This is a genomic window from Photobacterium sanguinicancri (genome assembly GCF_002265265.1).
In the GTDB taxonomy this organism is placed as follows: Bacteria; Pseudomonadota; Gammaproteobacteria; order Enterobacterales; family Vibrionaceae; genus Photobacterium; species Photobacterium sanguinicancri.
Window position 1 is genome coordinate 1 of the sequence record NZ_NOIF01000011.1, and the last position, 15,714, is coordinate 15,714.

14 protein-coding genes and 1 pseudogene are annotated in these 15,714 nt (G+C 45.2%); 7 read left to right on the top strand and 8 right to left on the bottom strand.

Features of this window, described 5'->3' with window-relative positions:
* The first annotated feature begins 101 nt into the window (after nt 1-101).
* The 6 genes and pseudogenes from pyrB (at nt 102) to ASV53_RS03335 (ending at nt 5,544) form a co-directional block, all read left to right on the top strand.
* Entirely contained in the window at nt 102-1,031 is a 930-nt protein-coding gene (gene pyrB / locus ASV53_RS03310; RefSeq protein WP_094956100.1) for an aspartate carbamoyltransferase, read from the top strand.
* Between the two features lie 16 nt (nt 1,032-1,047).
* Nucleotides 1,048-1,512 (top strand): aspartate carbamoyltransferase regulatory subunit, encoded by a 465-nt coding sequence (pyrI, locus tag ASV53_RS03315; protein WP_062691827.1) that lies wholly within the window; start codon nt 1,048-1,050, stop codon nt 1,510-1,512.
* 233 nt (nt 1,513-1,745) lie between these two features.
* A complete protein-coding gene (locus tag ASV53_RS03320) occupies nt 1,746-2,822 on the top strand; it encodes a S1C family serine protease (RefSeq protein WP_094956101.1) in 1,077 nt (358 codons plus the stop codon).
* 240 nt (nt 2,823-3,062) lie between these two features.
* A complete protein-coding gene (locus tag ASV53_RS03325; RefSeq protein ID WP_094956102.1) occupies nt 3,063-3,557 on the top strand; it encodes an arginine repressor in 495 nt (164 codons plus the stop codon).
* A gap of 153 nt (nt 3,558-3,710) precedes the next feature.
* Complete coding sequence (locus ASV53_RS03330) at nt 3,711-4,097, top strand: RidA family protein (RefSeq protein WP_094956103.1); 387 nt, start codon at nt 3,711-3,713, stop codon at nt 4,095-4,097.
* Between the two features lie 123 nt (nt 4,098-4,220).
* Nucleotides 4,221-5,544 (top strand): annotated as a pseudogene (locus tag ASV53_RS03335) (IS4 family transposase).
* 58 nt (nt 5,545-5,602) lie between these two features.
* On the opposite strand, the gene idi reads toward ASV53_RS03335, so the two are convergent.
* From idi to nudF, 8 genes are all read right to left on the bottom strand, one after another.
* Nucleotides 5,603-6,136, bottom strand: coding sequence for an isopentenyl-diphosphate Delta-isomerase (gene idi, locus ASV53_RS03340; RefSeq protein ID WP_062691819.1), 534 nt, complete (start codon nt 6,134-6,136; stop codon nt 5,603-5,605).
* 102 nt (nt 6,137-6,238) lie between these two features.
* On the bottom strand, nt 6,239-6,961 hold the full coding sequence (locus tag ASV53_RS03345; protein ID WP_062691817.1) for a 1-acylglycerol-3-phosphate O-acyltransferase: 723 nt from the start codon (nt 6,959-6,961) through the stop codon (nt 6,239-6,241).
* Nucleotides 6,962-7,114: 153 nt separating this feature from the next.
* Nucleotides 7,115-9,382: a DNA topoisomerase IV subunit A gene (parC, locus tag ASV53_RS03350; RefSeq protein WP_094956104.1), complete on the bottom strand. Its 2,268-nt coding sequence runs from the start codon at nt 9,380-9,382 to the stop codon at nt 7,115-7,117.
* A 106-nt stretch (nt 9,383-9,488) separates the two neighbouring features.
* Complete coding sequence (gene parE / locus ASV53_RS03355) at nt 9,489-11,372, bottom strand: DNA topoisomerase IV subunit B (RefSeq protein WP_094956105.1); 1,884 nt, start codon at nt 11,370-11,372, stop codon at nt 9,489-9,491.
* A gap of 83 nt (nt 11,373-11,455) precedes the next feature.
* Nucleotides 11,456-12,052 carry an esterase YqiA gene (gene yqiA / locus ASV53_RS03360; protein WP_239928715.1) on the bottom strand — a complete coding sequence of 199 codons (597 nt, stop codon included), beginning with the start codon at nt 12,050-12,052 and terminating at the stop codon, nt 11,456-11,458.
* Nucleotides 12,052-12,876 carry a 3',5'-cyclic-AMP phosphodiesterase gene (gene cpdA, locus ASV53_RS03365; protein ID WP_094956107.1) on the bottom strand — a complete coding sequence of 275 codons (825 nt, stop codon included), beginning with the start codon at nt 12,874-12,876 and terminating at the stop codon, nt 12,052-12,054. The genes yqiA and cpdA overlap by 1 nt, the downstream gene beginning before the upstream one ends.
* Before the next feature lie 106 nt (nt 12,877-12,982).
* The gene (locus tag ASV53_RS03370) at nt 12,983-13,429 is read right to left on the bottom strand and encodes a DUF1249 family protein (RefSeq protein ID WP_083541011.1); all 447 of its coding nucleotides are present in this window, start codon (nt 13,427-13,429) and stop codon (nt 12,983-12,985) included.
* The gene (gene nudF, locus ASV53_RS03375; protein WP_094956108.1) at nt 13,414-14,058 is read right to left on the bottom strand and encodes an ADP-ribose diphosphatase; all 645 of its coding nucleotides are present in this window, start codon (nt 14,056-14,058) and stop codon (nt 13,414-13,416) included. The genes ASV53_RS03370 and nudF overlap by 16 nt, the downstream gene beginning before the upstream one ends.
* Nucleotides 14,059-14,346: 288 nt before the next feature.
* Here nudF and tolC point away from each other — a divergent pair, with 288 nt between their 5' ends.
* On the top strand, nt 14,347-15,648 hold the full coding sequence (tolC, locus tag ASV53_RS03380) for an outer membrane channel protein TolC (protein ID WP_094956109.1): 1,302 nt from the start codon (nt 14,347-14,349) through the stop codon (nt 15,646-15,648).
* The last annotated feature ends 66 nt before the right edge of the window (nt 15,649-15,714 follow it).

Sequence of the window (15,714 nt, forward strand, 5' to 3'; positions counted from 1 at the left end):
AGCCTCCTTTTTTAAGGGGGCTTTTTTTTGTCTGCTTTTTACTAAAAAGAGAGCAGACAGTGTTTCGTTCGTATATTGAATCAACAGAAGGGAAGAGAGCCATGGCGAATTCGCTGTTCCAAAAGCACATCATTTCCATACCGGAATTAAACCGCAGTGAACTAGAACTGATTGTTGAAACCGCAGGTAAATTGAAGGCAGAACCAAATCCAGAGCTACTGAAAAATAAAGTAGTCGCAAGCTGCTTCTTCGAGCCTTCAACCCGTACTCGCTTATCATTTGAAACCGCAGTACAGCGTCTTGGTGGTACAGTCATTGGCTTCGATAACGGTGGTAACACATCGCTAGCGAAAAAAGGGGAGACACTGGCTGACTCAGTGCAGGTTATTTCTTCATACGTTGATGCATTTGTTATGCGTCACCCACAAGAAGGGGCAGCACGCCTAGCCTCTGAATTCTCTAACGGTGTGCCTATCGTTAATGGTGGTGACGGTGCAAACCAACACCCAACACAAACCCTACTAGACTTGTTCTCTATCTTTGAAACACAAGGTCGCCTAGACAATCTTAATGTCGCCTTCGTCGGTGATTTAAAATACGGCCGTACAGTGCACTCGTTAACACAGGCATTATCGAAGTTCGATAACATCAACTTCTTCTTCGTCGCGCCAGAAATTCTAGCGATGCCAGATTACATCTGTGAAGAATTAGATGAAGCCGGTATCAACTACAGCCTGCACGCCACCATGGAAGAAGTGATTCCTGAGCTTGATGTGTTGTACATGACTCGCGTTCAAAAAGAGCGTTTCGACGAATCTGAATACGCACACATGAAAGCCGCGTACATCCTAACGGCAGAAATGCTGAAAGAAGCGCGCGACAACCTGAAAGTGCTGCACCCACTACCACGTGTGGATGAAATCACGGTTGATGTTGATAAAACCAAACACGCTTATTACTTCCAGCAAGCAGAAAACGGTGTGTACGCCCGTGAAGCCTTACTGGCACTTGTACTAAACGAACAACTTTAAGCAGGAGAGCGCAGTCATGACTAAAGAAACTCAACTACAAGTTGAAGCAATCAAGAACGGTACTGTTATCGACCACATCCCTGCGAATGTTGGCATTAAAGTACTGAAACTGTTCAAAATGCACAAAACAAACCAACGCGTTACCATTGGTTTAAATCTGCCGTCTTCAGCGCAGGGTGCAAAAGATTTGATTAAAATCGAAAACGTCTTCATCAGTGAAGACCAAGCTAACCAGCTTGCGATGTACGCCCCTAAAGCGACCGTTAACCAAATCGAAAACTACGAAGTGGCGAAGAAGCTACACCTAACGCTACCAGAGCAAATCAATGGCATTTTTGAATGTCCAAACAGCAACTGTATTAGCCACGGTGAACCCGTAGACAGTAGCTTTAAAGTGATAACCAAAAAAGAAGACATTCAGCTCAAGTGTAAATACTGTGAGAAAGTATTCTCACGTGAAATCATGACTGAACGTCGCTAAGACATTTTTGCAACGCTAAGCCTTGTATTAACTCTGGGCTTTGCTGCTTAAATACTAAGAAAGCCTGCTCACTTATGAGCAGGCTTTTTTATTCTCATTTCTACCGCACTGTCCCTTTACGCCTATAGCTAGCTTGTTAAAAGCAGCCTGTGATTATTTGAACCACAACGCCTAAGTATTAATAAGCGTTGATACACCGGCTGCCCATAATAATTATTAATAGGCAGACAGCAATGGCACAATTTACATCACCAACAATCAGGCACATTGCCAGGGTCGCTCTTGGTACACTCATCACACTCTCACTGACTCAGTGTATTGCGAGCAATGGCAAGATTGAACATACCGCCTCGCACGAGGCCAACAATATGGTCATTATTGGTGTCCCCATGCTACTCGGGGGGTTCGGTTCTTCCGTCCCCATTAACGAGCAATATCATATTACTGCGAGGCATGTCGCGCAGTTGTCATGGGATCTCGATGTTATTCATCACCCCTATTGTGACTTATCTTTAGTGCGTTCTCGTACCCCTCAAGAATCGATTCCACAATGGGGCTTGATCTACCCAGATCAAGCCGTCAGCCATCAAGGACACTCGCTGCTTGGCACGACAATAAAAGGCGAAGGGAAATACTTACAAGACGTACTGGATACCAATAGTAAATGCTTATACTCCCTGAGCGATGCGCCCAGTATGTCAGGGATGAGCGGCGGCCCGGTCTTTAATGCGCAAGGACAAATCGTTGGGATCACTGTCGCGATACTCGATAACCCTGAAGATATTCAAAATTTACGACAAGCAGATCGGTATACCCAATTTGTTCCTGCCACGTTAATCTTTGATTGGTTAACCCAATTAGGGGTTAGTACCTCATACGCCAGCCCCGAATTAGCGAACATCCGAGTCGCCCCTTACATCGAGAACATTAACACCCCTCATTACCGACTAGGTGTCCAATCACAACCAGCCTCACCGCAAAATGCCTCAGCATTTCAGCTAAGCTCTCAGCCACAAACAACACGTCAGCGTGTGATAGGCCAAACGAATAACCGTGAAGAAAACACCAGCGCGACCATCTCTATTTTCAATCACTACGCCGTCGTACAACATCCTTTATCGTCATCATTAACATCGTCGTCAATCAAACCATTATCTCCCCAAAAAACACCGTATACAGGCACGCATGAAGCAATCATCAATTCACAACAAAAACAAGGAGATAAAGCACAAAAAAGACAAACAAAAACACAACAAGAGAAAAACAGCAATCTCATAAATGAAATAGGGTATAGACCTTCATATTGGTAATGCAACCAGTTCATTATTTTGGTGACTAGCGTCAAACAAACGATGTTATCTAACTGGTATGATTCGTATGCAAGATTATGCAAGGCTTGAATAATCTCGCACACAAAACCTCATAACAAATAAAAGTAACGATTCAGCTCGCTAATGCTGTTGAACTTGCTACACCAACAGAATAACGCTCTGCGCTGAATAGCTACAAGATACGATCTTTGTACCTACTAAAATAATAAGGAGTTGCCCGTGAATGGATACGAATTACACGGCGCGCTAGAGTTGAGTGCATCTGACGAAGACATCATCACAGCATGTAAACGTCTACTGCAACAGCAAAGCTTTTCTACCCAAGATGATATTCGCCAAAGTTTAATCGACATGGGCTATACCGATGTCAGCCAATCAACCGTTTCACGCCTGCTTTCTCGCATGGGTGTAGCAAAAGTACCGAATGCCTACGGCAAGAAAGTCTATTGCTTAACGGTTGAAAACGAACCCGTTCAAGTGGGATCTTCAATCGCATCACAGATTGAATTTATCACCCATAACCAACTGGTCGTGGTCGTAAAAACACACCCAGGTGGCGCGCAGTTAGTCGCACGTTTAATTGATGTTCAACCGCATGCTGAAATTCTTGGCACTGTGGGGGGCAACGATACCGTAATGGTGGCGCCAAAAGATATCAACCGCATAGATGAATGTGAGAAAGTCGTTAAAACACGTTTAGGTATTCCTGCTTAAATTCTCTTTCTCGATTGAAAATCTTTGACCTCAAGCAGTGAGAGTTGCTAGCCTCTAGACTCTCAACTGCTCAATACCAAGTTGATCACACACCAGCTCTGCTGCAATGACATTTCGCTTGGTATTACTTTGATATTTATTTAAGGATTTTCAATGACTCAAGTTCTACATACCGAACAAGCACCAGCAGCAATTGGCCCTTACGTACAAGGTGTTGACCTAGGTAATATGGTGCTAACCTCTGGCCAAATTCCAGTAAACCCAGAAACAGGCGAAGTGGCAGATGGCATTGCAGAGCAAGCACGCCAGTCACTAGACAACGTCAAAGCAGTCGTTGAATCATCTGGCCTGAAAGTCGCTGACATTGTAAAAATGACAGTCTTTGTAAAAGACCTCAATGACTTTGCAGCAGTAAATGACGTGTACGGTGCGTTCTTTGATGAGCACAATGCACCATACCCAGCGCGTTCTTGTGTAGAAGTTGCACGTCTGCCAAAAGATGTGAAAATCGAAATTGAAGCAATTGCGGTTCGTAAATAATTACGACTTCAGCATTCAATAAAAAAAGCTGCCAATGGCATAATGCCGATCAGTTAAGGATCAGTTGAACGATCCTATGAGGCTGACATAATCCGGAATCAGTTACTGATTCCGGATTTTTTTATGCAACTTTCAGACGCTCTTGCTTCCGTTTCCCTTAACAGCCGAACTGACTTTCAAAGTCTTGCTGACGTTCTCGATCCAGCTCTAATCGAACAAGGGTTGAATCAAGCTGGAGTTGCAACTATTCGTAGACGAAAGCTACCGATGGAGTCCATGGTTTGGGCTGTAATCGGCATGGCTCTCTTTCGTAAATTTCCTATGCGTCAGCTACTTAATCAACTAGATATTATCCTTCCTGATGGTAAACCTTATGTTGCTTCAAGTGCCGTAACTCAAGCGAGACACAAGCTTGGCAGTGATGCTATCAGATATACTTTTGACCTAACTCAGTCTCATTGGCACGCCCAAGTTAATCACCCAACATGGTGTGGGTTGACATTACTTGGAGTTGATGGAGTGGTATGGCGAACTCAAGATACAGAAGATAATACTCAAAGCTTTAGCCGCACCTCAAACCAGTCCGGGAAAGCTACATATCCGCAAGTTCGTATGGTGTGTCAGATGGAGCTGACAAGCCACCTTCTTACTGCTTCTTCATTTGATAGTGTTTCAGTTAGCGAAATGGTCTTGGCTGAAGATTTGATTGAGAAAACACCAGACCATAGCTTAACTTTGTTTGATAAGGGTTTTTACTCATTAGGACTATTATCCCGATGGAGAAATACAGGTACAGAACGACACTGGCTGTTGCCTTTAAAGAAAGGAACTCAATACCAAGTTATTCGCAAGTTGGGTCGACAAGATGCATTGATTGAGTTGACTCCTAGCCGACAAGCTCAGAAGAAGTTTCCAGATTTAGAAGAAACGGTTCAGGCTCGTTTAGTAACAAGAACAGTCAAAGGGAAAAAAGTCGAAATATTAACGTCTATGACTGACCCTTTACGCTTTCCATCATCAGATTTAGTTGATTTATATAGCCATCGGTGGGAAATCGAACTTGGCTACAGAGAGATGAAGCAATACATGTTAGACAATAAGTTCACGCTACGAAGCTTGCAGCCGGAATTAGTAAGACAGGAACTTTGGGGGATCCTTCTAGCGTATAACCTCCTGAGATATAAGATGGTATTGATGGCTAGTAGTTTAAAAGGAGTCTTCCCCAATCAACTCAGTTTTCATGGAGCGGCATTGCATATTGTTCATGAGTTAACACAGCTGCCATTTGTGACACCTGGGAACATACCGAAACAAGTAATGGTACTAGAAAAGATCGCGAAGCAGTTTATTTTACCTGCAAGAAGGGAACGAAGTTACCCCTAGAGTACTGAAGTGCTCAAAAAATCGATATCCCGTTAGAAAAAACAATGCCGCTCACGTTAAGTGAACGGCATTAGCCAATGGCAGCTTTTTTATTATTCTGAATAACGGTACCTTCAGCACCACTAAGCGGCATGCGCTAAGGTTAATTGCCATACTTGCGAAAACCATGCAGTGAAGATCGAAGGCGTATTATCTAATGCCGCAATCACATCCGACTCAGGCCACCAGCGATATGCCATGACTTCATCCTCACTGGGATCAAGTTGGATTTGGCCACACTTCGCAATCAAGACATGATCCAATTCATGCTCGACCAATCCATTATCAAGCTCGGCACGGTATAAAAACGTCGCCACATCTTGCAATGGGATCGACCCTACCACTCCCATCTCTTCCCGAAGACGGCGAAGGCCCGCATCGATGAAGGGCTCATTTTGGCGTGGGTGAGAACAACAGGTATTGGTCCATAGCCCGCCGCTATGATACTTCCCCATGGCTCGCTGGTGCAGTAGGTATTCTCGCCCTTGCTCACCATCACGATACAACAGAACAGAGAAAGCTAAATGTAATTGGCCATCATAGTGGGCCTGCATTTTCTCTTGCAGCCCTATTGGTTCACCTTCAGGCGTTACAAGTACCACTCGCTCTTTCTTCATTCTATAGCCTTAGCAAATCTTTACGTTTCTTTCTTATTTTAAGACAAAATAAAAAGGACAAGCCGAAGGCTCATCCTTTTAATTGTTTGTATGCGCTGAAAATTACGCTGAACGTTGTGCGATCTCTGCATTCAACTGTTCAATTTTATCTTTCATTTGATTACGGCTGGTCTCAGAGAGATCACGTACATCTTCTTTCGACAGACCGTCTGTGGAAATAGGAGGCATGACTTCAACAATCACAACACCGTTATTCCAACGATTCAACTTAATGCTTTCCGTCGAACTACACACAACGGGCACAACAGGCACATTCGCACCTATCGCGGCATGAAAAGCACCAGTTTTAAATGGCAGCAAACCACGGCCACGAGAGCGAGTTCCTTCTGGGAACATCCAAATTGAAACATTTCTCTGTTTGATCTTTTCAACGATCTGACCAATGGTGCCCACCGCCTTGCTGCGGTTTGCGCGATCAATCAGAATATTACCGGTGATCCAGTAAAGCTGACCAAACAATGGCATCCACACTAAGCTCTTTTTACCCACAGTCACGGTGCGCGGCATAATCGCGCCAGACACAGTAAAAAGATCATAGTTATTTTGGTGGTTAGCAATATATACGCTGGATCCTACATTTTGAGCACCGTCAGCATAACGGATCTCAAGTTTAATCCCTAAGATACGTGCCATTTTGCTAAATTGGCGGCCACAGGTATATACGTGTGTTGGATTACGAGGGCTTAATAGGCAGTAGCCACAGCCAAATACAAACATGAATACGGCAAAAAGTGCCATGGCGATCATGCGGAACAACAATATCATTGATATCTCCTCAGCGTACAAGCGTTCGCTAGTATACTTAGGCAACAGGAAATTACACCCCTTTTCAGCACCAATCAGAAAAAACAAAGCCCTCATCACTGAGGGCTTTATTGTCATTGCAAAACGCGTATCGATATTACATCGCGGACACGATTACTCGCCGTTATTATTGGTTTCTGGCGCAGAGATTTCCATCTCAGTCACGCGCTGTAAACCACGTGGTAGCATCGCACCACGACGACCACGTTCACCACGGAAGTTATCTAGATCCGCGGGCTTCAAGCCAAGCTTACGCTTACCTGCATGCAACGTAATATGGCTATTCGCAGGTAAGATAATCATGTGTGCCACCATTTCCTCACGTGCTTTCGAACGCGCAGCTGGAATGTTGATGATCTTATTACCTTTACCCTTGCTAAGCTGTGGTAAATCTTTCACTGGGAACATCAACATGCGCCCTTCATTGGTAATCACCAATACATCGTCGCTATCAAGATCTGTGACGGGCTGTGGCGGTAACACCAGTGAATTCTCAGGCACAGTCAGTAGCGCTTTACCATTACGGTTCTTCGATACCATGTCGCTGCCTTTACAGATAAAGCCGTAGCCTGCATCTGAACTCATCAGCCACATCTGATCATCTTCCGACATCAAGACTTGGCGCACATGGCTACCCGCTGTCAGGTTCAAACGTCCGGTGATCGGCTCACCTTGACTACGTGCCGATGGCAATGAATGCGATTCCAGTGCGTAGCTTCGACCGTCAGTCCCCATAAAGATCGCTGGCTGGTTACTCTTACCACGTGTATGTGCGAGGTAATTATCACCCGATTTATAGCTTAATGTTGATGGGTCAACATCGTGGCCTTTCGCGTGACGGATCCAACCTTTTTCAGACAGCACTACAGTGATGATTTCACTTGGGATCAAATCACGTTCGGTCAGTGCTTTTGCTTCTTCACGCTCAACCAATGGCGAGCGACGATCATCACCGTAATGCTCTGCATCGGCAATAATTTCTTTTTTAATCAGGGTGTTTAAACGGCGTTCTGAACCTAGCAGTTTTTCTAAGTAATCACGCTCTGTCGCTAATTCGTCTTGCTCAGCCCGAATTTTGATTTCTTCTAACTTCGCCAATTGACGCAGTTTAATTTCTAAAATCGCATCCGCTTGGATTGCTGACAAATCAAAGCGCGACATAAATTCCGCTTTGGGATTATCTTCGGTACGGATAATCTCAATCACTTCGTCAATATTAAGGTAAGCGGCTAATAAGCCTTCCAGAATATGTAGGCGAGCGAGTACCTTATCTAGACGGTACTGTAAACGACGGCGTACTGTCGAGCGACGGAACTCCAGCCACTCACCCAGAATCGTCACTAACCCTTTCACGCGTGGACGACCATCAAGACCCAGCATGTTCAAGTTCACACGGAAACTTTTCTCAAGATCGGTCGAGGCAAACAAGTGATTCATCAACTGCTCACAATCGATACGGTTAGAGCGTGGAACAATCACGATACGCGTTGGGTTTTCATGGTCAGACTCATCACGTAAGTCTTCAACCATAGGGAGTTTCTTAGCTCGCATCTGGTTTGCAATCTGCTCTAGCAGTTTTGCGCCAGAGGTTTGATGCGGCAATGCGGTGATCACAATGTCACTGCTTTCTTTATGCCATACCGCACGCATCTTGATGCTACCACGGCCAGTACGGTACACCTTTTCCAGATCGCTCTGGGGGGTGATAATTTCCGCTTCGGTTGGGTAATCAGGGCCTTTCACAAACCCCATTAGCGCATCCAGTTCCGCTTTTGGATTATCAATCAAATGCACCACAGCATTCGCCACTTCACGGGCATTATGCGGTGGAATATCGGTCGCCATACCCACGGCAATCCCCGTCACACCATTCAGTAAGATATGAGGTAAACGTGCAGGCAGCATTTTAGGCTCGTTCATGGTGCCATCAAAGTTAGGCACCCAATCGGCTGTGCCTTGGCCTAATTCAGCCAATAGCACTTCAGAAAAACGAGAAAGGCGTGATTCGGTATAACGCATTGCAGCGAAAGATTTCGGATCATCCGGCGCACCCCAGTTACCTTGGCCGTCAACCAGCGGGTAGCGGTATGAGAATGGCTGCGCCATCAATACCATCGCTTCGTAACATGCCGAGTCACCATGTGGGTGGTATTTACCTAATACATCACCGACAGTACGTGCCGATTTTTTATATTTAGCGGTCGCTGACAAACCAAGCTCAGACATCGCATAAATAATACGGCGCTGTACGGGTTTAAGGCCATCACCAATGAAAGGTAAAGCACGATCCATGATTACGTACATGGAGTAATTAAGGTAAGCGTCTTCAGTAAACTTCCTAAGTGGAAGCTGTTCAACGCCATCCATTGAGACATCAGTCATCGTCGGTAATCCGTTTAAATCTTACTTTGAAGGCCAGTAAGCACAATGCCACCAGCCTCCATAAATCGTTATTGTGGGTAACCCCATCTGAAAGCAACGCTATCCGTTACACTTCAGCCATATCGCCTTTGTCTTGCAACCAGTGACGACGGTCTTCTGCACGCTTTTTGCCCAGCAGCATATCCATCATTTCATTGGTTTGGGTATCGTCATCAATGGTTAATTGCACCAAGCGACGGGTATTTGGATCCATGGTGGTTTCACGCAACTGCAATGGGTTCATTTCGCCCAGACCTTTAAATCGCTGGACGTTAACCTTGCCGCGCTTACTGCTCAGACGCTCTAGAATGCCGTTCTTCTCGCCTTCATCAAGGGCGTAATACACTTCCTTGCCTAAATCGATACGGTACAGTGGCGGCATCGCTATGAAGACGTGACCAGCACGTACTAGCGCTTCAAAGTGCTTCATAAACAAGGCACACAACAAGGTCGCAATGTGAAGACCATCGGAATCCGCATCGGCAAGAACACAGATCTTACCGTAGCGTAAGCCACTTAAATCATCGCTATCTGGGTCGATACCCAGCGCAACAGAAATGTCGTGCACTTCTTGCGACGCCAAGACTTGGTCAGCAGAGACTTCCCAAGTATTCAGAATTTTACCACGCAGCGGCATGATCGCTTGGAACATACGGTCACGGGCTTGTTTCGCAGAACCGCCCGCCGAGTCACCTTCCACTAAGAAAAGTTCGGTGCGGTTTAAATCTTGCTGCGAACAATCGGCAAGCTTACCCGGCAAGGCAGGACCTGATGCGATTTTTTTACGGACCACTTTCTTGCTGGCACGCATGCGGCGGTGAGCATTAGCAATACACACTTCCGCTAACTGTTCTGCAATTTGCGGACACTCGTTCAACCAAAGGCTAAAGGCATCTTTGACCACACCCGATACAAACGCGGCACATTGGCGTGACGACAAGCGTTCTTTGGTTTGACCGGCAAACTGTGGGTCTTGCATTTTTACCGACAGTACGTAAGCACAACGTTCCCAAATATCATCGGCTGTCAGTTTTACACCACGCGGTAGCAAGTTACGGAATTCACAAAACTCACGCATGGCATCAAGCAAGCCTTGGCGTAAACCATTTACGTGCGTACCGCCTTGAGCCGTTGGGATCAAGTTGACGTAACTTTCGGTGATCAGTTCACCACCTTCAGGTAACCATAATAGCGCCCAATCAGCCGCTTCTGTTTGTGCACTGAACACACCAGTAAACGGTTCTTCTGGCAATAAAGTGTAACCTTTTACACCTTCTGCTAAGTAATCTTTTAGGCCATCTTCGTAACACCAACGAATGGTCTCGTCGGTATTTTTATCGGTGAAAACAATCTCCAGCCCTGGGCACAAAACGGCCTTGGCTTTTAAATTGCTTTTTAAGCGAGTGGCTGAGAATTTAGGGCTATCAAAGTAGCTGCCATCAGGCCAAAAGTGGACACTTGTCCCTTTTGCGCGGCGGCCACAAGTACCAATGACTTCCAGCTCTGAAACTTTATCACCATTTTCAAAGGCAATTTGATACACCTGACCATCACGTTTAACCGTGACTTCCACGCGCTTCGATAAGGCGTTTACTACCGAGATACCTACCCCGTGCAAACCACCTGAGAACTGATAGTTCTTGCCAGAGAATTTACCACCGGCATGGAGCTTACAGAGGATTAACTCAACCCCTGACACCCCTTCTTCAGGGTGAATATCGACAGGCATACCACGCCCATCATCGGTAACTTCTAAGGATTGGTCCGCATGGAGAATGACTTCAACTTTGCGGGCATGGCCGGCTAATGCTTCATCGACACTGTTATCGATAACCTCTTGACCAAGATGGTTAGGGCGTACCGTATCAGTGTACATGCCGGGACGGCGGCGTACTGGCTCAAGGCCATTTAGAACCTCTATGGCTCCAGCGTTATAGCTTTGATCTGTCATATCACGGAAGTTTACGAGAAAATTTTGGCAACAATAGTCAGTAACCCCAGCTCAGTTGTCAAGCTGAGGTCGTTATAATCGGCTCAAAGGCCAAGAAATTGAATGATGTCGGCAGGAAAGCGTTCAAATCCAACGAAGCTATGATCTCCGTCAGGTTCAATCGTTTGTTTACAGTCGGCATATTTAGTCACGGCTTGGCGATAATCAAGTACTTCATCGCCTTCTTGCTGTAGCAACCACAATTGTTGTGGCTGTACTACACGCGCAACGTCTATCAAGCGTAGTTCATCCATATGATGAGGCTCTAAGTAATAGCGCTCATCGGTGTACGGGTTCACTTGCTCACCTAAAAAGTCAGCTAATAAATCATACGGGGTCACCGCAGGGTTCACCAACACCGCGGGGTATTGGTAACGATCATTCAACCAAGTGGAAATATAACCCCCCAATGAACTACCCACCAAACCAATACGATAGTCTTTCGCTAACGCTTGCACCGTATTATCGATGAACTCAGCGGCTTGCGCGGGGTAACACGGCACCTGAGGGATCTCTACTCGAATATCAGGACGATACTGACGGCAGTAATCCAGCATTTGCTGTGCTTTCAACGATTTTGGTGAACTGTTAAAGCCATGGATATACAGCAACAACGGCTTTTTTTGTGGTGTTTCCATCATTAGTATCCTGCTTCGTCGAATTGTGGCGCAAACTGCGGCCCCTGCACGCGAGACACTTCTGTACGAATATCACCGTTAGCGTAAAGCTCTAAATAACGCCAACCTGGGTTGACTTGGTCAAGCGCAAAGTCATTCGAATCTGGCAAAAATTGAATACACGTAGATGGCGTTGCGAGCACGCGTACATTGCGATACATACGATCAAGTTCTTGATGAATATGACCACACAACACCGCTTTCACTTGTGGGTACTGATCTAATACATACCACAGCGCTTCGTTATTATGTAATTGATGTTGATCCAACCAGTAACTTCCCGCTTCTAACGGGTGGTGGTGCAATAATACCAACGCATGACGCTCTGGGTGGGCACTTAATGCGCTGTCTAGCATTTCAAGTTGTGCCGAGCTCAAGGCGCCATGTGGTACACCTGGTACTTGGCTATCGAGTAAAATAACTTGCCAATACTCGCCCGCAAGTACCTGCTCGCAAGGTTTAATCTGCGGCGAAGGCAACACGGAGCGCATGGTCGGTTGGTAATCATGATTACCTGGAAGCCAAAAACAAGGTTGTGTCCAACGGCTAATGCCGTCAGCAAAGCGTTGGTAGGAGTTTTCGCTGTGATCTTGAGAGATATCTCCCGTTGCTATAATCGCATCAAATGGACGCGCAGCATCGTCTACAGCATCTAACACTGCATGAAAACTTTTCTTTGTTTCTATGCCTAATAAGCTTCCTGATATGTCATTAAATAAATGCGTATCAGTAATTTGAAGCAAGACAACCTTATCTGGACCTTGCTGAGGCAACGTATACGTCTGCAAAATCGTTTAAATCCTGTAATGTCTCAATGTATGTACGGGTAACCACGAGAGGAGCTGCCACTCATTGTCCCAATCTAATTTTTTAATGGTAGCAACCAATAGAATATCAACAAACCGATCGTTTGCTGATGCCGTTTTTCAGGCAATAAGCTAACCAATCCCCAAGAAAGCGGTTAACTTGATGTTTTTCATCTTGTTGATGCATTCGCATATTGGGGTAATCATACCTTGGCTTCAAGCGCGAAATCTGCTGCGCTGAACACACTTCTGCGACTCGCGCATCGTGATATAAACGAATAATTAGGTGCGGATGCATATAAACAGGAAGGGATGCTTCGTCGTGTTGAAGCAGCTCAATCACCGTGGTATAGCGCGTTGACTCAGTAATGGTTATCGAATATTCATGACCAAACACGCGGTACACACAGCAGTCCCCTACCTCATCAGATTTTGGTAGTAATGGAAGCAGCTTCGCATAGTTGGTTTCATACAAGCGCATGATACCCGCGAGATCAACGGTATAACGGTTCTTCAAACTTAATCCTTGCACCATTGCTGTTGGAGACGTAAATGATTCAGCTGCAACCATTGTAGCGCAATGATAGAAGCTGCATTTTCTATTTTACCAGATTCTACCCATTGATAGGCTTGCTCACGCGAAACAACGTGGACACGAATATCTTCACCCTCTTCAGGTAAACCATGAATACCCGATGCAAGCTGGCTTTCAACGCGGCCAACAAAGACATCAAGAGTTTCAGAACAACCACCAGAACTGGCAAGATAGCGGGTGATTTTCTCCACCTCATGTACCTCGATGCCTGCCTCTTCGTGGGCTTCACGACGGGCAACGTCTTCTGATATTTCGTTTTCTTCAATCATGCCTGCAACCATTTCAAGTTGCCATGGTTCACAATCAGCGGCTAATGCACCAATACGAAACTGTTCGACAAGCACAACCTGATCATGTTTCGGATCATACGGTAATAGCACCGCAGCATGACCGCGTTCAAACATTTCACGATTGAGTTCTTCACTCCAACCGCCAGAAAAGAGTTTATGTTTGAAGGTGTAAGACACCATTTTGAAGAAGCCCTGATAAAGCGGCTTTGTTGACAAAATTTCGACATCATCCTTGGTATACACTACCTGCGCTGACACTTTTGTGGAATCTTTGCTCATGTTTGTGTTCTCCTTTAGCACTATTTTTCCACTCAAGTTGAATATCAGCAATGATTTTATTCAACATTTTTGATAATTATTGTGATTTTATTTAAGTCGTATAAATTTTTATATCGCTTACAATCTTATACAGTAATATCAATGATGTGATTCAAGCTTTAAACCAGCAGTTTCACACTAAAATAATGATTCTAAGTAAAATAGCGAATTGATCAGTTTACTGTCAGCATTCTTTCGTTACACTGATCGCTTGCACTATTTTGACTGTCAGGACCAGGAAAGGCATCCATGAAAAAATTGCTCCCACTCTTTATGAGCGTAGCCCTAGGTAGCATCAGCCACTCTGTATTGGCCGATGACCTTGCTGAAATTTACCAACAAGCAAAACAAAATGATCCGCAACTATTAAAAGCAGCGGCGGATAAAGACGCATCATTTGAAGCAATCAATTCATCGCGTAGTTCTTTACTGCCACAGATCAATTTGAATGCGGGTTACAATGCGACTGAACTTTCAGATAATAGCGCGTCAAATGATAACGGCTTTAATGCGGGTGTAACCCTTAGCCAATCCATTTACAACCGTGCTAGCTGGGTAAACCTCGACATTGCTGAAAAGCGTGCGCGTCAAAGTGATGCATCGCTAGCCGCAACACAACAAGGTTTAATCCTGCGTGTTAGCCAAGCATACTTTGATGTGCTTAAAGCTATGGACGATCTAGAATTTGTTCGAGCTGAAAAAGCAGCCGTTGGCCGCCAGCTAGAACAAACAAAACAACGTTTTGAAGTAGGCCTTTCTGCTATTACTGATGTACACGATGCGCAAGCACAGTACGATACAGTACTTGCCGATGAGATCTTGAAAGAAAACGCGTTAACCAACAGTTATGAAGGTTTACGTGAAATCACAGGTCAAGAGCACACTAACCTTAATATTTTGGATACTGCACGCTTCTCAGCTAGCCGTCCACAATCTAAAGTGCTGCAATTGATCCAAGACGCTGAAAAAGAAAACCTATCACTACTTACTGCGCGTATCTCACAAGATATCGCACGTGATAGCATTTCATTAGCTGAATCTGGTCACCTACCAACGCTTGGTTTTGATGCAGGTTACAACTACAACGAACTTGATCCGTCTTCATCTGATAACGGTAAATTAACGGCGGGTATTCGCCTTGATCTACCGGTGTACAGCGGTGGCAAAACAAGTTCTGATGTGAAACAAGCACAATTCTCGTACGTGTCAGCAAGTGAGCAACTTGAAGGCTCTTACCGCAGCGTTGTTAAAGATGTTCGTGCATTCTACAACAACATCAATGCCTCTATTGGTGCACTTCGTGCTTACCAACAATCTGTTATTTCAGCGCAATCTGCACTGGAAGCAACAGAAGCAGGTTTTGAAGTCGGTACCCGTACCATTGTTGATGTACTTGATTCAACACGTCGTCTATACGATGCGAACCGCCAACTAGCGAACGCTCGTTACGATTACATCCTAAGCCAACTTCAGCTAAAACAAGCTGTCGGTTCGCTTAACGAGCAAGACGTGACTGATATCAACACAGGTTTGATCAAAGCAAAGAAGTAATTCTGAGCTTATAGCCGCCACTTTTTGGCAGCGATATCGAGATACAAAAAAAGCGCCCATCGGCGC